Origin of the sequence: Planktotalea sp. (genome assembly GCF_050633725.1) — a bacterium.
Taxonomy (GTDB): domain Bacteria; phylum Pseudomonadota; class Alphaproteobacteria; order Rhodobacterales; family Rhodobacteraceae; genus Planktotalea.
In genome coordinates this window covers 171960-191927 of sequence record NZ_JBOEHB010000009.1, presented here as the reverse complement: position 1 = coordinate 191927, position 19968 = coordinate 171960, and the positions used below count along the sequence as shown (strand labels likewise).

The following is a 19968-nucleotide window of genomic DNA, read 5'->3' as shown; positions in this document are numbered from 1 at the left end:
TTGGTTCGAAGAAAATGACTATGTGTGGCCTGCGAGGGCTTTGTCCAGCGTTGCAGAAGCAAAAGCACGGGTGAGCGGGCGGCCTTGCTCCAAACTTGCCTTGTCGAGCGCGGATACGATGCTTTGAGCGGCGGTGAACGAACGCTCGATGCGTTTCGCCAGGAAAGGGATAACATCTGGCGCAGGGTTGAGCTGACGATCTGCGAAGAGCTTCATCAGCAAAACGGTCAAGAGCGTATCGTCCGGTGCTTCGATTTGAGCGATTTGAAGGGCTTGCAGACGGCTTGCGAGATCCGGAAGCGAAATTGCCCAACGTTGTGGCGGCTTGCGGGCGGTTATCAATAGGGGCTGGCCTTCTGCTTGGGCCAGATTATGCAAATGGAACAAGGTGGTTTCTAAATCGCGGTTTCCAGCAATTTGGTCCGCATCTTCTACGGTCACAGGGGATCGCAAAAGCGAAGGCACCATATCTTCATTCAGCTCAAGCGCGGGAACGATTGTCGCGCCGCTTTGAGCCGCCCAAACGTGGGCGATGTGAGTTTTGCCTGATCCCTCTGGGCCGACCAGCACGAGTTTGTTGTTGGTCCAGCTTTCTGGAGTGTCTATGAGACTGACCGCGAGGGCATTAGAGGGAGAGACGAAGAAGTCATCCCTGCCAAGCGCGGTACGCATTGGCAGATCAAAGCTTAGTTGTTGTGACATTATCAATCTTCGCTTTGATTGGGTTTTTCTAGGCCGAAGTAGAGGCGGCTGCCCATGTATTGGCCAACTAAAAACCGCGCTACAACGCCTAGCGCAGCGGCGACGGGAACCGCAACGAGCATACCGACAAAGCCGAATAGTGAACCGAAGACTGACAAAGCAAGCAAGAGCCAGACAGGGTGCAATCCGACGGAAGAACCGACGAGCTTGGGTGTCAGGACATTGCCCTCCATCACTTGCCCGATGACAAAAATGCCGGCCACGAGGCCAATTGATACCCAATCCCCCCAGAACTGAAACAGGCCCAGCCCGATTGCGAGCGCGCCGCCGATCAATGCGCCAACGTAGGGAATGAACGTGATTAGGCCGGCAATGAAGCCAACGACGAGGCCGAACTGGAGGCCAACGAGCATAAGTGCGATTGCATAATAGGTGCCAAGGATCAGGCAGACGGTACCCATTCCCCGAATGAACGCCGCGAGAGTTTGGTCAATTTGCGATGCAAGCATCCGAATCGTGGGCGCATGATCACGGGGCAAAAGCGTGTCTACGCGCGCCGTCATATTGTCCCAATCCAACAGTAGATAAAACGCCACCACAGGGACGATAAGGAACAGAACAACGATATTAATGATGGACGAGGCGGACGATAGAACCGAGCTGAGCAGCTCTCCGCCCTTTGATTGAATCGTCTCGCCAATACCAACAATCGATTGGCGCAGCGTTGACCCTTCGTCGAGCGCTTGTGGAAAACGCTCTGCGAGGAAGTTTTGCAAATCAGTGAAGAGCTGCGGTGCGATATCGAACAGTGAAATCGCTTGGTTGATCAATGTTGGAACCACAAGCAAAACCATGACGATAAAAATCAACACCGCTGCTAGCGTTATCAGCGTCGTCGCGAGCGCACGACTACAGCCCCAGTCCTCTAATTTGTCTGCAACAGGATCAAGGAAGTAGGCAATTGCGCCGCCAAGGACAAAAGGTAAAATAACATCGCCCAGATACCATAGGGCAATCATGAAGATCACCGTCGCGATTCCCCAATATCTAAGCTGGTCTTTAACAGGATGGGCCATGATCTGCCTTTTACTGATATCTGTCCGTCAGACATCGCCCATGCAGAGTTAGGTTTCAAGAGGCGCGTGACGGCGCGGGAACAGCTCTATCGCCCAAAAATTCGAGTAGAGTTTATTTTGAAAGATGAAAGGGCATGTCTTGCTGGATGAGCTGGCAAAGCCTAAAGGAACATAACACATGCTAAATCTAAGGGACGTACCATGCGCCTGAGCCGTTACTTTTTGCCGATCTTGAAAGAGAACCCTGCCGATGCGCAGATTGTCAGCCATCGATTGATGCTGCGCGCGGGGATGATCAAGCAATCCTCAGCGGGCATCTATTCCTGGCTCCCGATGGGCTTTAAGGTTTTGCGCAAAATTGAAAATATTGTGCATGAAGAACAACAGCGCGCTGGGCATATTCCAATGCTCATGCCGACGTTGCAGTCAGCCGATTTGTGGCGCAAGTCTGGGCGATATGATGCTTATGGTCCTGAGATGCTGCGCATCACGGATCGTCATGATCGTGAAATGCTCTACGGTCCCACGAACGAAGAGATGATCACAGATATCGTTGCGAACTTTGTTGGCAGCTATAAATCATTGCCCCTGACGTTGTACCATATCCAGTGGAAATTCCGCGATGAAGTCCGCCCACGCTTTGGTGTGATGCGCGGACGCGAGTTTTTGATGAAAGACGGCTATAACTTCGATCTGACCAAAGAAGACGCGCTGCACGCTTACAATCGCCACCTCGTCAGCTACCTGCGCACTTACGAGCGCATGGGCCTTCAAGCGATCCCGATGCGCGCGGATTCTGGCCCAATTGGCGGGGACTTTACGCACGAGTTTCTGGTTCTGGCTGATACAGGCGAGAGCGAAGTCTTTTATGACAGCGAGATCACGGATCTTAGTTTTGGCGATCGCGAGGTTGATTTCGACGACAAAGCGGCCTGCCAGTCCGTGCTTGAAGAATTCACCAGCCGCTACGCGCGCACGGATGAAACCCATGACGAAGCCGTCTTCAATGACGTGCCGGAAGAGCGTCGCCGCGTGGCGCGCGGAATCGAAGTTGGACAGATTTTCTACTTTGGCACCGAGTATTCCGAAAAGATGGGTGCGATGGTGCAAAATGAAGATGGTCAACGCGTGCCGCTTCATATGGGTAGCCACGGTATTGGTGTTTCGCGTCTTTTGGGCGCGATCATTGAAGCATCCCATGATGACAATGGTATCATTTGGCCAGAAGGCGTGACGCCGTTCCATTGCGGGATCGTAAACCTTAAGCAGGGCGACGAAGAAGCGGACGCAGCCTGCGATGCGCTCTATCAGAGCCTCACTGCGCTGGGCCTTGAGCCGCTTTATGATGATCGTAAAGAGCGCGCAGGTGGCAAGTTCGCAACGATGGATTTGATCGGTCTGCCGTGGCGCATTACTGTTGGTCCACGTGGCCTCAAAAACGGTGTTGTGGAAGTTACATCGCGCCGCACAGGCGAGAGCGAAGAAATGACGCCAGAGCAGGCCGTTGCCAAGATCGCGGCGATCTACGAAGGTCTCTAAGCCGTGATTGCGCGCGCTCTTGCTCTGGTGATGGGTTTGTCTGGTGCTGCTGGCGTGTCGCAGTTTCCCGAGTATTCGCAACAATATGTGCAGCGCCTTGGCGGCGCTGTGGATGAGCTTGCTCGCTTCATGGACGACTTTGACGCAGATGCAGCGAGCCTTGATCTCACCCGTGAAGCCGCTTTGGTCGATTTGGCCAAGGGGGGAGAGATGGGAGCCGCGCGCGCTGATACGATGGTTGCAACGATAGACCGACACGCACGTTTTTCTGCGGACCTTGAGGAAATGCAGGGCCTTGGTCCTTTCAGCCGCGCGAAATATGCGGCGCGCTTTACCGATAGCGAACTCGCTGGGCGCGTTTGGGAGAACTATAAGCCAGCGATGCCCGTAACCTTTGAGGGCGCGATCTTTGCCTTTATCGGATTTCTAGGCGGTCTCGCGCTGTTTTCTGCGCTGATTTGGCTGCTGCGCTTGCCTTTTGTCTTATTTCGTCGCACCTCTGAGCCGTAAAACAATCCCAAAAGGGAGCTTCGAGCCGTGTCCAAAACCCCAATGCCCTTTGCCCGCTTTGAGTTGATGATTGCATGGCGCTATCTGCGCGCTAAACGCGCCGAGGGCGGCGTGAGTGTGATGACGTGGATTAGTCTTATCGGTATTACGCTCGCGGTTTTTGCATTGATTGCTACGCTCGCCGTGCGGTCTGGCTTTCGCACGGATTTTGTCGGGACAATCCTTGGCGCGAATGCGCATGTGACGGTCTACAAAACGGCCCAAGCAGATGAGTATGGCCGTTTAGATCGCAAAATATACGACTATGATGAAATGGCGGCTCGGCTTGTTGCTGTTGACGGCGTCACGCGTGCCGCGCCTTTGGTGCGCGGGCAGGTCATGGCCAACAAGGCGGGGCGTAATACTGGCGTCGAGGTCTATGGGATTACCAAGGAAAACCTGCTGACCATTCCCAAAGTAGCCAATCCTGAATCTTTCTATGGTGATATCAACCGTTTCGAAAGCGGCGTTGCTATTGGATCAGGCGTTGCGCGAGAGCTTGGCGTAGCAACGGGCGATCGGATCAAGATTATCTCACCCAACGGGGTGAAAACTGCCTTTGGAACCAGCCCACGCGTGAAAGCATATGAAGTAACTTACGTTTTCACCGCCGGGCGGTACGACATTGATAAAACGCGCGTCTACATGCCTCTGGCCGAGGCGCAGAGCTTTTTCAATCGTGAAGGTGCGGTGGATGAAATCGAGGTGATGGTTGAAGAGCCAGAGGAAATCGAACCAATGCAATTGGACCTGTTGCGAGCAGGGGGCGAGCGCACGCAACTGTGGGCTTGGACAGATGCGTCTGGAGGGTTTCTGCGTGCCTTGGAAGTGGAGGACAATGTGATGTTTATCATCCTCTCCATCCTCGTTTTGATCGCCGCGATGAACATCGTTTCAGGCTTGATCATGTTGGTTAAGAACAAAGGGCGCGACATCGGTATTTTGCGCACTATGGGATTGAGTGAAGGCTCTGTTCTGCGTGTTTTCTTCATTTGCGGTGCGTTCACAGGAATTATCGGCACTGCGATTGGCGTGATTTTGGGGTGCCTTTTCGCGCTTTATATTGATCCGATCTTTTCGGCAGTGAACTACTTCGCGGGCGGCGGCGTTTGGGATCCAGCGGTGCGCGGTATCTATAACTTGCCTGCCGAATTGCGGTTTGAGGATGTGATGTCAGCGGTGATCCTTTCGCTTGGTCTGTCTTTCGTTGTGACTATTTTTCCAGCTCGCCGCGCGGCGAGAATGAACCCTGTCGAGGCACTTCGCTATGAGTGATCTAACGCTAGAGTTAAGCGGCATCGCAAAAGCCTATAACAAAGGCCGAGAGAACGAAGTCACAGTGCTGCGCCAGATAGACTTGCACGTTGAGCCAGGAGAAATAGTTGCGCTGGTTGCTCCGTCTGGCGCTGGTAAATCGACGCTGCTGCATATTGCGGGCTTGCTGGATGCACCTGATAGCGGGAGCGTTAAGATCGCAGGGCAAACCGTAACCGGGCTAAGCGATCGCAAACGCACAGCAATTCGGCGTGAAGATGTGGGATTTGTCTATCAGTTCCATCATTTGCTGCCCGAGTTCACCGCGCTTGAAAATATTGTGTTGCCTCAACTGGCGAATGGCGTCTCTGCGACAGCCGCACAGGAGCGCGCAAAAGATTTGCTTACCCGCGTCGGCGTTTCCCATCGCGCAGATCATCGCCCTGCGGCCCTGTCTGGGGGCGAGCAACAACGCGTTGCGTTTTGCCGCGCTCTTGCGAATAGCCCGCGCTTATTGCTTGCGGATGAACCGACTGGCAATCTTGATCCTGCGACATCGGATCAAGTGTTTGCCGCCCTTATGGAATTGGTGCGTGACACCGGGCTTTCGGCAGTCATAGCGACGCATAATTTGGAATTGGCGGCGCGTATGGATCGTCAGTTGCGTTTGGAAGATGGCACACTGGTGTCGCTATAACCCATAAATTTTGGTCCTATTTTGGACAAAATTTTCTCGTATCCGTTGCGAGAAAAGTGTTTTAGCGAGGATTCTGCCATGTCGGCTATGTTGTTAGTTTTGCTCAGCGGTCTCACCATGTTTGGAGTGGTGATGATGGAACCTGCGGAAGAAGTGGTTGACGAAGAGGGCGATTCTGTCAGCGACGATACCGGTGACGCTTCGGGTGATGCAGCCGCGGAGGGTAGCAATCCCCTAACAGAAGCGACAACGACGCAAGATGATTCAGAAGCCGATGTCGAAGCGTCCGACGAGTCCAGCGGCGCTGACGAAGAAAACGCGGAAGACGGCGATAGCGAGGACACAGGCCAAGATACCGACGATGATAGCGACGATGCCATTGTTGATCCCGAAGCGGACACAATTTCAGGCTCGGAGCTGGGCGACACAATCAATGCCGGTCTAGGCGATGATGTCGTTGACGGGCGCGAAGGCGATGACACGATTGCGGGCGGCGAAGGCGCAGATTCAATCGAAGGCGGGCTCGGCGCAGATATTCTCTATGGTGGTTTGGTTGGCGGCCCTGACGACGGTGCGATTGACACACTAAGTGGCGGTGAAGGTGCGGATCAGTTGAATCTGGAGAATGATGATGTCGCGACGGGTGGCGAAGGCGCTGATACGTTTATCTCGCTTAGCACGCTAACGTCACGTGCCTTGGTGACGGATTTCGACGCAGCAGAAGACGTGATCGTGGTGCAACATGAGGATGACACACCGCCGACCTTGAGCGATCAAAGGATTGCGTCTGATGGTTTGATTCTAGAATTTTCTGACGGCAGCCAGATTGAACTTGAGGGCGTGAGCGAAGAATTGGATGAGGCGCTTATTAGCTTTGTCGATGTACGCGCAAGCTAGTGCTAAAGGGCGTTTCCGCTCTTGACGCAACGACGGTGATTGATCACGTTCCGGCCTAATAAGCGGGAGAAAACAGCATGCCAAAGATCACAGTCAATGAGATAGAACGCGTCACGCGCGACGCGCTTGAAGCGCATGGCGCGCAAGATTGGATCGCGGCAGAAATGGCTCAGGCTGTGGCTTGGGCAGAAGCACGCAGCAATCGCATTTGTGGTCTCTATTATGTTGAAAGTTACTGCCAACAGCTTGTCACGGGACGCGTTGATGGCACCGCTACACCGCAGGTAACACGGCCTTTGGCGTCGCGCATCGAAGTGGATGCCTGCAATGGTTTTGCGCAAACAGCGTTCGAGCGCGCGTTAGGAACGGCGGTTGATGCAGCAAAGGAAACTGGCACAGTTTCCGTTGCAATCCATCGTGCGCATACCTGCACAGCGCTTGGCTATTTCACTGAAAAAGCTGCAAAACAGGGCCTGATTGCGATGGGTATGACCAATGCGTCACCCATTGTTGCGCCTCCTGGCGGTAAGAGCCGGGTGATTGGAACCAACCCTATGTCCTTTGCGGTTCCTGATGGAAAAGGCGGCGTTGCGATGTCGTTTGATCAATCAACAACTACGGTTGCACTAGGGCGCATCACGATGGCCAAAGCCGCCGGCGAAACTATTCCAGAGGGCTGGGCTGTGGACGCAGATGGTAAGCCGACAACCGATCCAGAGGCGGCCTTGAAAGGCTCGTTAACATCTTTGGGCGGGATGGAGAGCGGATACAAAGGTTGGGGACTGGGTTTGATGGTCGAACTATTGGCCGCTGGCATGACGGGCGGTTTGGCAAGCCGTGATGTTAAGCCACTAAAGGCCCCTGAAGGCGCACCACACGGACTTGGACAGTTCTTTATGCTGATTGACCCCGCAGCCAGCCCCGCGTTTTACGAGCGCCTCGAAGCGCTAGGCGCCGCCGCGATCGAAGATGTGGGGACGCGTATGCCCGGGCAGAACAAACAGTTGCTAGAGGCTGTGCAAGTGCCCGACGCGCTATGGGACTTGATGACGTCGCTAGCAAACGGTCCTTCTCACGCAGACGTGTAGTGAAAGTCATCTCAGGGTGCGCCAGAAATAAGTATGAAAAATATTCTTACTTTGGTGATTGCCGCCACACTGCTGAGCACTTCCGCTGTCACTGCGGGACAAATCTCATTCGATAAAGCTTGGAAAGAGCAAAAGTTTTCGCTCTTTTCAAAAAACAAATATAGCTTCAAAGGCGCAAGCCTTGGGGTGCAATCGGACGGGTCTGTTTCGATGGCCTATCGCGCAATTCCCGAAAGCCTTTGGGGAAGCCGAAGCGCTACTTGGCGCTGGAGCGTTGATCAATCTGTTCCAGCCACGGATTTGAGCAAAAAGGGCGGTGATGATCGCAACCTTTCTCTCTACGTGGTGTTTCTGCCCGAAGCCGACGCGCAAAAGCTAAAAGGTGCTGGCATTCGCAAATTGCTAAGCTCTGATGCCGCGCGTGTGTTGGTTTACATTTGGGGCGGCTCACATGGGCGGGGCAAACAGTTAAGCAGCCCCTATCTAGGGTCGCGCGGCAAAAATGTCATTTTGCGCAGTGCTGGTACAGGTAGTCACTCAGAGAGCGTAAATCTTGCGAGTGATTACAAACGCGCATTTGGCGGTACTGCAGGTGCCGTTGTCGGGCTGGCGGTTTCCGCAGACAGTGACGACACAAATAGCGCGGTGCGCGGCGCGATTTCTAACCTGTCTCTGAACTAAGCCAACTGAGTTAGATACACACCAAAGGCCATCATTGCGATTCCGCCCGCTCTTGCCGCTGAGAGCGGGCTTATCTGTGCGCCAAAGAGGCCGAAATGGTCAATTGCTGCCGCGCTGATCAATTGTCCTAGCAAAATAAAGAACACCGCGTTCCCAAGCCCGAACTTGGGCGCGATGAACGTGATGGATAGAACATAAAATGCAATCAACACCCCTGCGAGGAAGAGATGTTTAGGCGCTTCTGCAATGCTTGATGTGGGTTTGAAGCCTCCAATGAAGAACACGGCCAAAGAGCACGTGAAAGCGACCATGAACAACATAACCGACGCCGCAACCGGTGAGCCGATCCTGCTGCCAAGCGCAGCATTGAGTGCTGCAAGGATAGGAATGCCGATGCCTGCGCAAAGCATCACGAAAGCGTAACTCGAAGTTGGCATAATGCGCATCCTCTCAAAGATGTATTTGCGTCAGATCAAGGCACGAGCGCGCGCTAGGTGCAAGGTTGCTTATGAGAAAAACAGGGGGTTGGACATGCGATTGATTTGGGGAATGGCCTTAGTGGCCACTGCAGTTTCCGGATGTGTGAAAGAAGCGCCCGTCAGCGGCAAACGGCTTTTTGCTGAGAATTGTGCGGCCTGTCATGGCGAAAAGGGGCAGGGTGATGGGCCATTTGCTGAAAATCTGTTCATGCCGCCCTCCGACCTGACGGTGCTTTCGGAAAACAACGGCGGCACGTTCCCGCGAAATTATGTGATTTCCACCATGGACGGATATGCGCGAGGCGAGCATTTTAGCGGTGCCATGCCGGAGTTCGGAGTGAAGTTACTTGGTGAAGACGTGATTCTGGAAACGGGCGAAGGCGTTGTCACGCCGACACCTCAGCCTCTCGTTGCATTGGCAAACTACCTTGAGAGCCTGCAAGGGCAAGGCAGCTAACGCCCTTTTTGTAATCATATTCAATGCGATCACGGGGGGCGAGGTGATCACGGCGAAATTCCCCATAACGGTTTTGCGTGTTTTGTGGTAGCGTTGATTCATACCTTGGTTGTGCAAATAGGCTTGGGTAGGTGTTTAACGAGTTCGGGGGAACGGGAATGGCCACAATATCTGATTGCGAGAACCGGGATTCAGAAATGTCGTGCGACCTAGCCAAATACTTGGCTCAGATGGACGTTGAACGAGATATGGTCTTGCGGGAACGTCAGGCACGACAATGCGCCGAACAGTTAAAAGAAGAGGCTGACTTGTTTTGGGCGGACAACGCTGGCTCTGAAAGCGAAGTTTCCAACAATTGGCTCACGCGCCTAGCGTTTGGCAAATCTGCTAGGGCACGAAGAAAGTCGCAGTGGCGACCGCAATCTCTTTCTGTGATGGTTCTGCAAGCATCACCGCGCGCGTAAAAATCATCGCCTTTCCCGCGCGCACAATTTCCGCTTCGCATCTGACATGGGTTCCCACGCCGGGGCGCAGAAATTGCGTGTCGAGGTTGGTTGTGGCCACAGGGCGTACTTCGCCGAAGTGAGAAAAGCAGGCAAAGGCCATGAGCGTATCGGCCATCGTAGCGAGCGCTTGGCCCGACATGATGCCACCGACGCGGAGCAGATCGTCCGTGATTGGAATTGTGGCCGTGACCTTGCCCTGCTCGATGTCCGTGAAGGTAAAGTCCAAGGCCCGCACCCAAGGGGCAAAGAATTGATCAAGATAGGCTTGCGCGTCTGTGGGGGTCATAAAGAACGGCCTTTAAAGTAGGGTGCGTGATATCACGCACCTTACGTTTGGGGCGGCGTGGTTTGCAATGCGGTGGCGCGCCTGCCCACAGGCTTGGCATGGTCCAGCTTCAGATTGTATTCCTGAAGATTCAACCTTAAGTAATTTGATAGGTTTCCGTTTTGTAAAGTAGGTTCGTAATAATGAAATGCACAGTTTTTATCGATGAAAGCGGTGAGACTGGTATTGGTAAAATTCGCGAAAACGGAAAAAGGGGCGCAAGTCCTTATTTTGTCCTTGCTGCAGCGGTTATGCCATCAGCAATTCAAATCGTCGCACGAAAGCTATTGAAACAAGTACAGGATGAAATTCCAAAGAATTGGAAACATGCAACCGACCTTAATCATAGGCAAACTGTTTTCTTTTGTCGTGCTGCTGCTACTGTGAACATGAGAATTTTTGCCGTGGTATCTAAAAAGTCCACTTTGAAAGGGTATTCAGAACAAATTGAGCATGATTCGCACAAGTTTTACAACAAATGCACACAATACCTTCTTGAATGCGTTGGGCAATATCTGAAAGGGAAAGGGCTGTTTTCATCGGATCCAGATGTTATTTTTGAAGGTAGAAATCATAATTTTGATACCCTTCGTAGATTTATCGGCAGCGTCAAAGAAAAACCACTAAACCCGAGAGCGCAGTTTTTGGAATGTTTTAATCCATTTGGATTTGTGGAGCGAGCGAAGGACGAGGAAGATCTTCTCAAGTTCGCAGACCTTGCCGCTCATGCGGTTTACCAATGTGTCAATAAGACGGGAAACAACTTTAACATTCCTGAAGCCAGATACATCGTTGAGCTACAATCTCGTTTTGGCGCTGACGAAAATGGCAAGGTTTTAGGGTATGGATTGAAGTGCATTCACTCGCTAGAAGAGGTTGATGTAGACAAAGACATTCAAAATACTTGGAAAAGTCTTAGTGCTAAGCCTAGGGTGCGTCAGCCAAATTAGCCTTCCCTCAAACATCCAACTCCTCAACAAACTGCGCGTTCTCCTGAATATACTCAAACCGTTTCTCAGGCTTCTTACCCATCAACCGCTCGACCAGATCACCTGTTTCGCCCGGTTCATCCTCGTCAATCGTCACCCTAATCAACTTGCGCGTTTCGGGGTTCATCGTGGTGTCCTTCAAATCCTTCGCGTCCATCTCGCCCAGACCCTTAAAGCGGGACACGTCGATCTTGCCGCGACCGCCCAGACCCTTTTCAAGATGCATGTTCTTTTCCGCCTCATCGAGGCAATAGACCCGCTTGGCCCCTTGCGTGAGGCGAAACAGCGGCGGGCAGGCCAGATACAGGTGCCCCGCGTCGATCATCGGGCGCATTTGGGTGAAGAAGAAGGTCATCAACAGCGCCGCGATATGCGCGCCGTCGACGTCCGCGTCGGTCATGATGATGACCTTCTCGTAACGCAGATCATCGACGTTGAATTTCGTGCCCAGCCCCACGCCGAGCGCTTGGGTGAGGTCGTTGATCTCTTGGTTCGTGCCGATCTTGCCAGAGGCGGCACCGAGCACGTTCAGGATTTTACCCTTCAGCGGTAAGAGCGCTTGGGTTTTGCGATTGCGCCCCATCTTGGCGCTGCCCCCCGCAGAATCGCCCTCCACGATGAAGAGTTCCGTGCCCTCGCGGTTCGAGTTGGAGCAATCCACCAGCTTGCCGGGCAAGCGCAGTTTCTTGGTCGCTGATTTGCGCGCGGTTTCCTTTTCCTGGCGGCGGCGCAGGCGTTCTTCGGCGCGCAGCACAAGGAAATCGAGGATCGCGCCCGCGGATTTGGTATCGGCCGCGAGCCAGTTGTCAAAGTGATCGCGCACCGCGCCTTCGACGAATTTTTGCGCCTCGACGGTGGCAAGGCGGTCCTTTGTTTGACCTACGAATTCAGGTTCGCGGATGAAGCAGGAGACCAGCGCGCAACCGCCTGTGATCAGGTCATCGCGGGTGATCTGCGCGGCCTTTTTGTTGTTAGACAGCTCGCCGTACGCACGGATGCCTTTGAGGATCGCAGCCCAAAAACCAGCCTCATGGGTGCCGCCCTCTGGCGTCGGGACGGTGTTACAGTAGGACTGGATGAACCCGTCGCGCGAGGGCGTCCAGTTGATCGCCCATTCGACTTTGCCGGGCGCGTTGAATTTGTCGCGAAAATCCACAGTGCCCGAAAAGGGATTTTCAGCGTAGGTCGAGGCTTTGCCAAGGCTTTCCGTGAGGTAGTCTGCAAGGCCGCCGGGGAAGTGGAACGTCGCAGTCGTTGGCGTTTCGCCGTCGTCGATTTCGGACTTCCAGCGAATTTCGACACCTGAGAACAGGTAGGCTTTGGAGCGGATGGACTTGAACAGGCGCGCAGGTTTGAAGCGGTGCTTGCCGAAGATCTGCTCGTCCGCGTGGAAGGTCACAGTCGTGCCCCGACGGTTCGGGGCCGCGCCGACCTTTTCAACGGGGCCAAGCGGAATGCCGCGCGAGAAACGTTGCTCGAAGAGTTCTTTGTTGCGCGCGACTTGCACCACCATGGAATCGGACAGCGCGTTAACCACAGAAGCACCCACGCCGTGCAAACCGCCAGAAGTCTCATAGGCATCGCCTGAGAATTTTCCGCCCGCATGGAGCGTGCAGAGGATGACTTCAAGCGCGGATTTGTCGGGGAATTTCGGGTGCGGATCGATCGGGATGCCGCGGCCGTTGTCGCGGATCATGATGGAATAGTCAGAGAGCAATTCGACTTCAATGCGGCTGGCATGACCTGCGACGGCTTCGTCCATCGAGTTGTCGAGAACTTCGGCTACAAGGTGATGCAACGCGCGCTCGTCGGTGCCGCCGNNATGCCCGGTCGTTTGCGCACGGGTTCTAAGCCCTCAAGGACCTCAATCGAGGAGGCATCATAGTCGGTCGCTTCTTGGCCTGACAAAAGGTCGGTCATGTGTCGCTGCTCTTATTTTGTAGACGTGTTTGCGTTTATTATGGCAGAGCGAGAGGGCAGGGGGAAGGTGCGTTGCGGTTTAGCGCGGCAATTATGTAGCGCGCGTTCGCGATCGTCGCTTCTTAGGTTTCGGGCTTACTTTTTGCCGCGCGCTGGGTTTGCAACAACCTTTGCGCGTTATCGGTCGTTATGTCGCCCGAGTGGACCAGTGCCTTTGCAACCGTTTCGATCTCTGGCCCTGTTGCTCCCGCGACGATAGCTATGTTGCGCGCATGCAGCGCCATATGCCCCTTTTGGATGCCTTCGGTCGCCAGCGCGCGAAGTGCGGCCATATTTTGCGCCAATCCAACAGCGGCGATGACCATGCCGAGCTCTGCCGCAGAGGTAATCCGCATCAGTTCAAGCGCCGCGCCTGCGCTTGGGTGGGTCTTGGTTGCGCCGCCAACCAATCCGACAGGCATCGGTAGCTCGATGGTGCCTTCAAGATTGCCGTCGCCGTCTTTGTCCCAACGGGTGAGCGATGTGTAATGGCCCTTTCTTGCGGCCCATGCATGTGCGCCTGCCTCGACCGCGCGCCAGTCGTTCCCAGTTGCAATTACAACGGGGTCGATCCCATTCATAATGCCTTTGTTATGCGTGGCGGCGCGGTAGGGATCGATCTCTGCCAAGGCGCACGCCTCGACAATGCCATCAACGTATTCGTCGCCAGAAACGTTCTTCGTAGCTAAGGTGTTAGGCGCGACTTTGATGTGCACTTTGACGGTTCTTAGGTCTGCCAAATTTGACAGGATCCGCAAACGCGCTTCGCCGGCCGCAATCCTTTCCGCAAGCGGGGCGACCATTTCAGCCATCGTGTTAACCGTATTCGCACCCATCGCATCACGCACATCAACGAGCAAATGCAAAACGACCATATGCCCTATTCGGGTGTTCTCAAAGATGTGGACTTCGATATCACGGCACCCGCCGCCAAGATCGATAAGCGTTTTGTCTTTTGAATTGGCGAGTGCAATGATTTCGGACTTGGCGGCTAACAAGGCGTGTTTGGCCGCCCCAGGGTCTTCAACCCGCAGCAATTGAATTTGTGCCCGCATGATTGGGTCACTGGCAGTTGCTTGAAAACCGCCGTTCTCGCCAACAATCTTTGCCATATAAGAGGCCGCAGCGACGACTGATGGTTCCTCAACGGCCATTGGGATCAGGTAATCTTTGCCGTTCACAACAAAATTCGCAGCAACGCCAAGGGGCAATTCGAAGGTTCCGATGACGTTCTCGATCATTCCATCCACGGTTTGAGCGGGCAGCGCTTTCGCCATTGAAAGGGCTGTTAGCTGCTCTGCCGCAAGCCCGGAAGAGGTCGCGATAGCGTCAAGTCTCGCGTCAATGCTGAGCGCGCGCAGACCTGCAATGCGAGAGCGGTAGGGGGCGTTTGAATGCGTCACGGTGCTTTCCTCGTTTTGCAAAAGCTTGAGCCAGTTGTCAGTGCGAGTAAAGCCGTGAGCACAAAGATTTGCACGTCAAAGCAAAGTGCCGTTGGGTTGAAAATGCCGCGCGCTTGGTCAAGGCTGGGTGAAACGATGTGGCTAATCTGAGGAAAGGGCCTGCGATGACGTGGATCAAAACTGTGAGTTACGAAGAGGCCGTTGGTAAACTTCGCAAACTATATGACCGCGTGAAGGGGCCTGATAACAACGTTGATAACATCATGATGTCCCACTCCCTGCGTCCCCATTCGATGGAGGGGCATATGGCGATGTATAAGTACTGCCTGCATCATACGGGCAACACGCTGCACAAATGGTATCTGGAGTGCATCGGGGTCTATGTGTCCTTCCTGAATAGCTGTTCCTATTGCGTGGAGCATCACTATCAAGGCATGCGGCGTCTGGTGGATGACGAGACGCGTTCGCGCGCGCTAAGGGCGGCGATTGAAGCGGATGAGGTGGCGAATGCCCCCCTCGATGCGCGCGAGATCGCGGGAATGGTCTATGCGCGGAAGTTGACGGTTTCGCCGTCTGATATGGCGGAGACGGATATAGAGGCGCTGCGCGAGGCAGGGTTTGAGGATGGCGAGATTTTGGAGATCAACCAAGTGACCTCGTATTTCTGCTATGCCAACCGCACAGTGTTAGGGCTCGGGGTGAATACGGATGGGGATATCATCGGGCTGTCGCCGAACAACTCGGATGATCCTGATGATTGGAACCACAAGTAAGGGACTAAGATGCGTACTTTTGAGGAGCTTTATGATATTGCTCATGCGCGTCACGGCGATGCGCTCACCGAAAAAATCGGCAATTCTCCCGATCAAGCACCTTTGCTCGAAATCCCTGAGGACCGCTGGCTTTCCATGTTCACACGCATGGTTTTTTGCGCTGGTTTTAATTGGAAGGTGATTGATGCCAAGTGGGAGGGTTTTGAGGCGGCTTTCTACGGTTTTGATGTCGGACGCTGTGCCTTTATGGATGACGAATGGCTTGATGAGTTGCTGCGCGATACACGGATCGTGCGCTACGGAGCGAAGATTCAGGCGGTTCGTGACAATGCAGTGTTTTTGATGGACCTGCGCGAACAAGGTGGCGCGGGGCAGGTTATTGGTGGCTGGCCTGCGACGGATTTCATTGGCTTGCTTGCTTTGATGAAGGCTAAAGGCAACCGTTTGGGCGGGACCACGGGGCAATATGGGCTGCGTTTGCTGGGCAAGGACAGCTTTATTCTTTCTAAGGACGTGGTTGCACGTTTGGTCGCCGAAGGGGTGATTGAGAAAACGCCAACTTCGAAGAAAGCGCTGCGAGCTACGCAGGACGCCTTTAACGAGTGGATGGAACAGTCTGGCAAATCGCTGACTTACGTGAGTCGGGTAGCGGCTCTATCGGTTTAAGCCATCCAGTCGAAAACTGCTTTCGCAACCTCATTCGGCTTTTGATGATGTAACCAGTGATCTGCGCCTGCAATTTCTTTGATCGCCAAATCGCGCGCGAAATCCTCTAACCCTTCACGGCTTTCAGGTAGCAAGGCGGTGTCGTTCATACCCCATATCAGCAGGTGTGGGCACTTAATTTGCAGGCGGGTGGGGTCCATCTCGGGCAGGTCGGTGACAGGTTTGCCGGGGTCTGCGACGACGAGGGTCGAGGCGCGGTACCAGTTGATCATGGCTTTCATGCGCCCCTCGCGGCCCCATTCGCGTTTGTACTCAGAGAGCTTGTCGCCTGTGAGCCAGCTCAAATCCATGTTGGCGGAGAAGAGTTGCAAGAGTTTGCCGAAGTCATCTTTTGCCAGATAGTCCTCTGACCCCTCGCGGCGCAGGGCGTTGATGTATTGTGAAGCTTCCGATTGCGCGCCGCCAGCGGCCATGGCGCGCTGAAAGGGCACGGGATGCACGCCGTTCGCGATGATCAGGCGCGAGACGAGATGGGGGAAGAACATTGCGAGGCCATAGGCAACCGCTGCGCCCCAGTCGTGGCCGAAGACGGTTACAGGCGCGCCTAACTCTTCGATCAGCGCGGCCATATCAGCGGCGAGCAGGCCGGTGCGGTAGTTTTCAACGCCGCTCGGGCAATAGCTCTGCCCATAGCCGCGTTGATCGGGGGCGACGCAGTAGAATTGATCGCTCAGCTCCTGCGCGACCTCTTCCCAAGCGCCTGAATATTCAGGAAAACCATGCAGCATGAGCATGGGCGGTAGGGCAGGATCGCCCCATGTGCGCGCGAAGAAGTGGTGACCGTTCAACGTGAACCAACGCTCTTTCATGGGGCACTCCATCTTTAGTTGCCTTGCTCTAGGGTTTCGAACTTCAGGCCTGCCGCAGTGCGCGCGGGGAAGCCTTCCCAATAGGTGTGCTCAGGCGCGGGTTTGCCGTCGTCCCCCAGCTTGTGAACCCCATCGGCTGCGTTTACGACGAGATCAAGGTAGGCCGCTTTGCCTTCATCGCCTTTGAGGTGCAAATCCATAAAGGCGGTCGCGAAGTGCTGTGCGATGTTGTTCATGCGAACATTGTCCCAGACCGCATCCGCGTAATGCTCGAAGGGTGCGAAGTCCAAGCCTTCCACCATTTGATATCCCTCGGCAGGTGAGGGCATCGGTGCGCCTGCGTTGTGATTGGCATTTTCAAAGGTCAGCAAGTGGCGTTTGGTGCCAGTGGTTTCTTCGAAAATTGCGCGCAAGGCGGCATACACAGAAACATCATCGACAGAGCCCGCCATAAGCATCAGCGGTTTTTCAAAGCCAGCAAGCCCGTCCGCATCCCAGAAACCTGTGTTCTTGCCCCATGGCGCGATGGAGATGATCGCTTTGACCTTGTCATTGGGCATGTCCGCATGGCTGCCTGATCCCGCGAGGTGGCGTTGCAATAGCCCGTTTGGGGTGCCCCAAGGGTATTCAGTCGAAGCTTGCGTAACGCCCGCGCCGCCATAGATCAACGCGCCGTAACCGCCCATGGAATAACCGATGACGCCGACCGTATCGCCGTCGATGATCGCGGCGAGTTCTGGCGAGGTGGCGGAGAAATCTGCAAATGTTTCAACAACGAAGTCCTGATCGAGCGGACGGTTCAAGAGTGTAGAACCAAAGGCGTTTTGATCCGCATAGGTGCTGTCGGTGTGATCAATAGAAACTGTGACATAACCTTTGGAAGCGAGGTTCTCGCCCAAATGCGCCATCAAGAAACGATTGCCCGGATAGCCATGGGAAATCACGATAAGCGGGAACTTTCCTTGCATGGTAGGAGCGGCGTCACGGACCGCTTGCCCCTCTAGCGCTACCTGAATCGAAGCAGCGCGCAGGTTGACCCCTTCATACGTGCCGCCTGATTGGGTGCCTTCAGCCGCGGGATACCAGACCTCAACTGTCAACGGTCGGTCGTAGCGCGGTGCATTTTCAGCAGTTGTATTTACAATATCAATTTGATCGGGATTGCTAATCTCGAATGTTTTCACGCCAACCACGTGTTCGCCGTATGCGGCCAACATTGGGGCATCAGGGCGGATCGTATCAATGCGGTTTTCGGCCATTGCTGGTGTTACCATAAGCGCCAAAGTCGCGCTCGCAAGTGCATGTCTCATTTCATCAACTCCCTATTATTTTTTGTGAATTAACAATGGCGCAGGTTTGACGCGGATCAAGGACTACGCAGCGGCAGTATGTCAGCCTGCGCCCAAAGGCATCTAAGGAGACAAGTATGAAGGATAGTGAAAAAGTGGATTTGAAAGAGCAATTGAAGCCCGTCGAGGTTCCCGCGCCATCGCAGAATGGCGTCTCACAAAGCGCTGGTGATGCGCGCCGCGCATTTGAGCAAGGGGCATATCCGTACAAAGATAAGATGCCGCGTAAAGAATATGAAAAGACGAAAGCAGCGCTGCAAGCTGAGTTATTGAAAGTGCAGCACTGGGCGCAGGAAACAGGTCAGAAATTCGTTCTGTTGTTTGAAGGTCGTGATGCCGCTGGCAAGGGCGGAACAATCAAGCGATTTACAGAGCATTTGAACCCGCGCGCCGCGCGCGTTGTTGCGCTAAACAAGCCAACGGAAGAAGAGCAAGGGCAGTGGTATTACCAGCGTTATATCAACCACTTGCCAACATCTGGCGAAATGGTTCTCTATGACCGCAGCTGGTATAACCGCGCGGGTGTTGAGCGAGTCATGGGCTTTTGTGAAGCAGGTGAATACCTAGAGTTTATGCGCGAAACACCTGAGCTAGAGCGTATGCTCACCCGCTCTGGCATTCGCCTTTATAAATATTGGTTCTCCGTCACTCAGGAAGAGCAAAAGGCCCGTTTTGACAGCCGCGCGACTGATCCTTTGAAACGTTGGAAGCTCTCGCCAATTGATAAGGCTTCGCTCAGCAAATGGGACGACTACACTGAAGCGAAAGAGGCGATGTTCTTCTACACGGATACTGCGGATGCGCCGTGGACTGTGGTGAAATCAAACGACAAGAAACGCGCCCGGATCAATTGCATGCTGCATTTCCTAAGTTCGCTGGACTACCCTGGCAAGGATGAGGCGTTGATCAACGGACCTGATCCCCAGATCGTGGGCGGCGCGGCTCATGTCATTCATGGCTCTAGCCATATCTTGGGCGCGTCCCTGCACCCTGATCAGCGCAAGCGTTAGAGAAAGGCTCTGAGATCATCCATAACTGGATCGAACAGCTTGAAGGCGCTTAATATCGCGGCTGGCAGATCGCTGGCCGCGTCGCTTTCAATGTCTTTCCAGAGCGTCATGGATTTGCGTCTTAGCAGATCGCCGCGCGGGTGATCTTTGCCAAACGGTGCAGGAACGCGTTTTAACTCTGCCTCGCGCAGGGTTGCTCCTTGCGAAAGAGCGGCATCAATGCGGGCTTGCAGGTGATCGCCTTCGCGTTCGCTCACCCAAGCGCGCCAAGCGCTTTGTTGTGTTTTGTCAAACCCCATGATGCCTGCGCCCGCAGTTACATATTCCTTCGCAATGCCAAAGAAGTAACTAGGCTGTGCAGTCGCGCCTTGCGCTGTCCAGAGCATATGAACGTGCAAAGTGTAGGGGGTTTTGTCCTTGGAAAACCGTACATCTCGATTGGCACGAAAAAGTTTTGTCGTAACAGGAACGTCGAGTTTTTCTGACAATTGCGGGGCAATGACATTTAACAAGTGTTTCGCGGGTGTTTTGATCTGTGCATCAAAGCGACTTTTGTTATCATGAAACCACTCCCTCTTATTGTTGAGTGCGAGTTCGCTTAAAAAGGCGCGTGCTTCGGGGATGAATTTCGTAAAGTCGTCGGCCATGGGGCACCTTTGATTTGATCACATTGCTCGCATTGTTCTTACCCTATTTGAGC

The 19968-nt window shown here is 54.1% G+C and carries 20 protein-coding genes and 1 pseudogene; 12 read left to right on the top strand and 9 right to left on the bottom strand.

All coding sequences use genetic code 11. The annotated features are described in order from the left end of the window. Positions 1 to 18: 18 nt before the first annotated feature. Both ACRBCU_RS09995 and ACRBCU_RS09990 read right to left on the bottom strand, forming a co-directional pair. A complete protein-coding gene (locus ACRBCU_RS09995; RefSeq protein ID WP_431365240.1) occupies positions 19 to 702 on the bottom strand; it encodes an HdaA/DnaA family protein in 684 nt (227 codons plus the stop codon). A 2-nt stretch (positions 703 to 704) separates the two neighbouring features. Beyond that, positions 705 to 1778: an AI-2E family transporter gene (locus ACRBCU_RS09990; protein WP_431365239.1), complete on the bottom strand. Its 1074-nt coding sequence runs from the start codon at positions 1776 to 1778 to the stop codon at positions 705 to 707. A gap of 201 nt (positions 1779 to 1979) precedes the next feature. On the opposite strand from ACRBCU_RS09990, the gene proS reads away from it, so the two are divergent. The 7 genes from proS to ACRBCU_RS09955 all read left to right on the top strand — a co-directional run bounded on the left by proS (position 1980) and on the right by ACRBCU_RS09955 (position 8483). Further along, complete coding sequence (proS, locus tag ACRBCU_RS09985) at positions 1980 to 3317, top strand: proline--tRNA ligase (protein WP_431365238.1); 1338 nt, start codon at positions 1980 to 1982, stop codon at positions 3315 to 3317. A gap of 3 nt (positions 3318 to 3320) precedes the next feature. After that, on the top strand, positions 3321 to 3827 hold the full coding sequence (locus tag ACRBCU_RS09980; protein ID WP_431365237.1) for a DUF2937 family protein: 507 nt from the start codon (positions 3321 to 3323) through the stop codon (positions 3825 to 3827). 27 nt (positions 3828 to 3854) lie between these two features. Then, positions 3855 to 5141 carry a lipoprotein-releasing ABC transporter permease subunit gene (locus ACRBCU_RS09975; protein WP_431365236.1) on the top strand — a complete coding sequence of 429 codons (1287 nt, stop codon included), beginning with the start codon at positions 3855 to 3857 and terminating at the stop codon, positions 5139 to 5141. Then, positions 5134 to 5817, top strand: coding sequence for an ABC transporter ATP-binding protein (locus ACRBCU_RS09970; RefSeq protein WP_431365235.1), 684 nt, complete (start codon positions 5134 to 5136; stop codon positions 5815 to 5817). Before ACRBCU_RS09975 ends, ACRBCU_RS09970 begins: the two co-directional genes overlap by 8 nt. A 78-nt stretch (positions 5818 to 5895) precedes the next feature. Beyond that, the gene (locus ACRBCU_RS09965) at positions 5896 to 6714 is read left to right on the top strand and encodes a calcium-binding protein (RefSeq protein WP_431365234.1); all 819 of its coding nucleotides are present in this window, start codon (positions 5896 to 5898) and stop codon (positions 6712 to 6714) included. Positions 6715 to 6791: 77 nt separating this feature from the next. Continuing rightward, on the top strand, positions 6792 to 7802 hold the full coding sequence (locus tag ACRBCU_RS09960) for an Ldh family oxidoreductase (protein ID WP_431365233.1): 1011 nt from the start codon (positions 6792 to 6794) through the stop codon (positions 7800 to 7802). 33 nt (positions 7803 to 7835) lie between these two features. Then, positions 7836 to 8483, top strand: coding sequence for a DUF3047 domain-containing protein (locus ACRBCU_RS09955; RefSeq protein ID WP_431365232.1), 648 nt, complete (start codon positions 7836 to 7838; stop codon positions 8481 to 8483). Here ACRBCU_RS09955 and ACRBCU_RS09950 read toward each other — a convergent pair. Beyond that, complete coding sequence (locus ACRBCU_RS09950) at positions 8480 to 8920, bottom strand: DMT family transporter (protein WP_431365231.1); 441 nt, start codon at positions 8918 to 8920, stop codon at positions 8480 to 8482. The two genes, ACRBCU_RS09955 and ACRBCU_RS09950, sit on opposite strands and share 4 nt — an antisense overlap. A gap of 94 nt (positions 8921 to 9014) precedes the next feature. Here ACRBCU_RS09950 and ACRBCU_RS09945 point away from each other — a divergent pair, with 94 nt between their 5' ends. Next, on the top strand, positions 9015 to 9419 hold the full coding sequence (locus ACRBCU_RS09945; RefSeq protein ID WP_431365230.1) for a c-type cytochrome: 405 nt from the start codon (positions 9015 to 9017) through the stop codon (positions 9417 to 9419). 387 nt (positions 9420 to 9806) lie between these two features. Here ACRBCU_RS09945 and ACRBCU_RS09940 read toward each other — a convergent pair whose 3' ends face one another. Next, positions 9807 to 10211, bottom strand: a complete 405-nt coding sequence (locus tag ACRBCU_RS09940; protein ID WP_431365229.1) for a PaaI family thioesterase — start codon at positions 10209 to 10211, stop codon at positions 9807 to 9809. Positions 10212 to 10393: 182 nt separating this feature from the next. Between ACRBCU_RS09940 and ACRBCU_RS09935 the strand changes: the two genes are divergently transcribed. Next, positions 10394 to 11200 (top strand): DUF3800 domain-containing protein, encoded by an 807-nt coding sequence (locus ACRBCU_RS09935; protein ID WP_431365228.1) that lies wholly within the window; start codon positions 10394 to 10396, stop codon positions 11198 to 11200. A 7-nt stretch (positions 11201 to 11207) separates the two neighbouring features. Here ACRBCU_RS09935 and ACRBCU_RS09930 read toward each other — a convergent pair. Both ACRBCU_RS09930 and ACRBCU_RS09925 read right to left on the bottom strand, forming a co-directional pair. After that, positions 11208 to 13059 (bottom strand): annotated as a pseudogene (locus ACRBCU_RS09930) (DNA gyrase/topoisomerase IV subunit B); the annotation flags it as partial. Positions 13060 to 13281: 222 nt separating this feature from the next. After that, positions 13282 to 14601 (bottom strand): hydroxymethylglutaryl-CoA reductase, degradative, encoded by a 1320-nt coding sequence (locus ACRBCU_RS09925; protein WP_431365227.1) that lies wholly within the window; start codon positions 14599 to 14601, stop codon positions 13282 to 13284. A gap of 164 nt (positions 14602 to 14765) precedes the next feature. On the opposite strand from ACRBCU_RS09925, the gene ACRBCU_RS09920 reads away from it, so the two are divergent. Further along, positions 14766 to 15374, top strand: a complete 609-nt coding sequence (locus ACRBCU_RS09920) for a carboxymuconolactone decarboxylase family protein (protein WP_431365226.1) — start codon at positions 14766 to 14768, stop codon at positions 15372 to 15374. Positions 15375 to 15383: 9 nt separating this feature from the next. After that, on the top strand, positions 15384 to 16040 hold the full coding sequence (locus ACRBCU_RS09915) for a DNA-3-methyladenine glycosylase I (RefSeq protein ID WP_431365225.1): 657 nt from the start codon (positions 15384 to 15386) through the stop codon (positions 16038 to 16040). Here the strand turns inward: ACRBCU_RS09915 and ACRBCU_RS09910 are convergent. Continuing rightward, positions 16037 to 16909 (bottom strand): alpha/beta fold hydrolase, encoded by an 873-nt coding sequence (locus ACRBCU_RS09910; protein WP_431365224.1) that lies wholly within the window; start codon positions 16907 to 16909, stop codon positions 16037 to 16039. The genes ACRBCU_RS09915 and ACRBCU_RS09910 overlap by 4 nt on opposite strands. Before the next feature lie 14 nt (positions 16910 to 16923). After that, entirely contained in the window at positions 16924 to 18219 is a 1296-nt protein-coding gene (locus ACRBCU_RS09905) for an alpha/beta hydrolase family protein (protein ID WP_431365223.1), read from the bottom strand. A gap of 116 nt (positions 18220 to 18335) precedes the next feature. Here ACRBCU_RS09905 and ppk2 point away from each other — a divergent pair, with 116 nt between their 5' ends. After that, entirely contained in the window at positions 18336 to 19268 is a 933-nt protein-coding gene (gene ppk2, locus ACRBCU_RS09900) for a polyphosphate kinase 2 (RefSeq protein WP_431365222.1), read from the top strand. Here ppk2 and ACRBCU_RS09895 read toward each other — a convergent pair. Beyond that, the gene (locus ACRBCU_RS09895; protein ID WP_431365221.1) at positions 19265 to 19915 is read right to left on the bottom strand and encodes a TIGR02453 family protein; all 651 of its coding nucleotides are present in this window, start codon (positions 19913 to 19915) and stop codon (positions 19265 to 19267) included. The genes ppk2 and ACRBCU_RS09895 overlap by 4 nt on opposite strands. Positions 19916 to 19968: the final 53 nt, after the last annotated feature.

What these genes read in the sequence shown, in the direction of transcription:
- ACRBCU_RS09995 (WP_431365240.1), bottom strand. Translation starts at nt 702, where the DNA reads ATGTCACAACAACTAAGCTTTGATCTGCCAATGCGTACCGCGCTTGGC.
- ACRBCU_RS09990 (WP_431365239.1), bottom strand. Translation starts at nt 1,778, where the DNA reads ATGGCCCATCCTGTTAAAGACCAGCTTAGATATTGGGGAATCGCGACG.
- proS (WP_431365238.1), top strand. Translation starts at nt 1,980, where the DNA reads ATGCGCCTGAGCCGTTACTTTTTGCCGATCTTGAAAGAGAACCCTGCC.
- ACRBCU_RS09970 (WP_431365235.1), top strand. Translation starts at nt 5,134, where the DNA reads ATGAGTGATCTAACGCTAGAGTTAAGCGGCATCGCAAAAGCCTATAAC.
- ACRBCU_RS09965 (WP_431365234.1), top strand. Translation starts at nt 5,896, where the DNA reads ATGTCGGCTATGTTGTTAGTTTTGCTCAGCGGTCTCACCATGTTTGGA.
- ACRBCU_RS09960 (WP_431365233.1), top strand. Translation starts at nt 6,792, where the DNA reads ATGCCAAAGATCACAGTCAATGAGATAGAACGCGTCACGCGCGACGCG.
- ACRBCU_RS09955 (WP_431365232.1), top strand. Translation starts at nt 7,836, where the DNA reads ATGAAAAATATTCTTACTTTGGTGATTGCCGCCACACTGCTGAGCACT.
- ACRBCU_RS09950 (WP_431365231.1), bottom strand. Translation starts at nt 8,920, where the DNA reads ATGCCAACTTCGAGTTACGCTTTCGTGATGCTTTGCGCAGGCATCGGC.
- ACRBCU_RS09945 (WP_431365230.1), top strand. Translation starts at nt 9,015, where the DNA reads ATGCGATTGATTTGGGGAATGGCCTTAGTGGCCACTGCAGTTTCCGGA.
- ACRBCU_RS09940 (WP_431365229.1), bottom strand. Translation starts at nt 10,211, where the DNA reads ATGACCCCCACAGACGCGCAAGCCTATCTTGATCAATTCTTTGCCCCT.
- ACRBCU_RS09935 (WP_431365228.1), top strand. Translation starts at nt 10,394, where the DNA reads ATGAAATGCACAGTTTTTATCGATGAAAGCGGTGAGACTGGTATTGGT.
- ACRBCU_RS09920 (WP_431365226.1), top strand. Translation starts at nt 14,766, where the DNA reads ATGACGTGGATCAAAACTGTGAGTTACGAAGAGGCCGTTGGTAAACTT.
- ACRBCU_RS09915 (WP_431365225.1), top strand. Translation starts at nt 15,384, where the DNA reads ATGCGTACTTTTGAGGAGCTTTATGATATTGCTCATGCGCGTCACGGC.
- ACRBCU_RS09910 (WP_431365224.1), bottom strand. Translation starts at nt 16,909, where the DNA reads ATGAAAGAGCGTTGGTTCACGTTGAACGGTCACCACTTCTTCGCGCGC.
- ACRBCU_RS09905 (WP_431365223.1), bottom strand. Translation starts at nt 18,219, where the DNA reads ATGAGACATGCACTTGCGAGCGCGACTTTGGCGCTTATGGTAACACCA.
- ppk2 (WP_431365222.1), top strand. Translation starts at nt 18,336, where the DNA reads ATGAAGGATAGTGAAAAAGTGGATTTGAAAGAGCAATTGAAGCCCGTC.
- ACRBCU_RS09895 (WP_431365221.1), bottom strand. Translation starts at nt 19,915, where the DNA reads ATGGCCGACGACTTTACGAAATTCATCCCCGAAGCACGCGCCTTTTTA.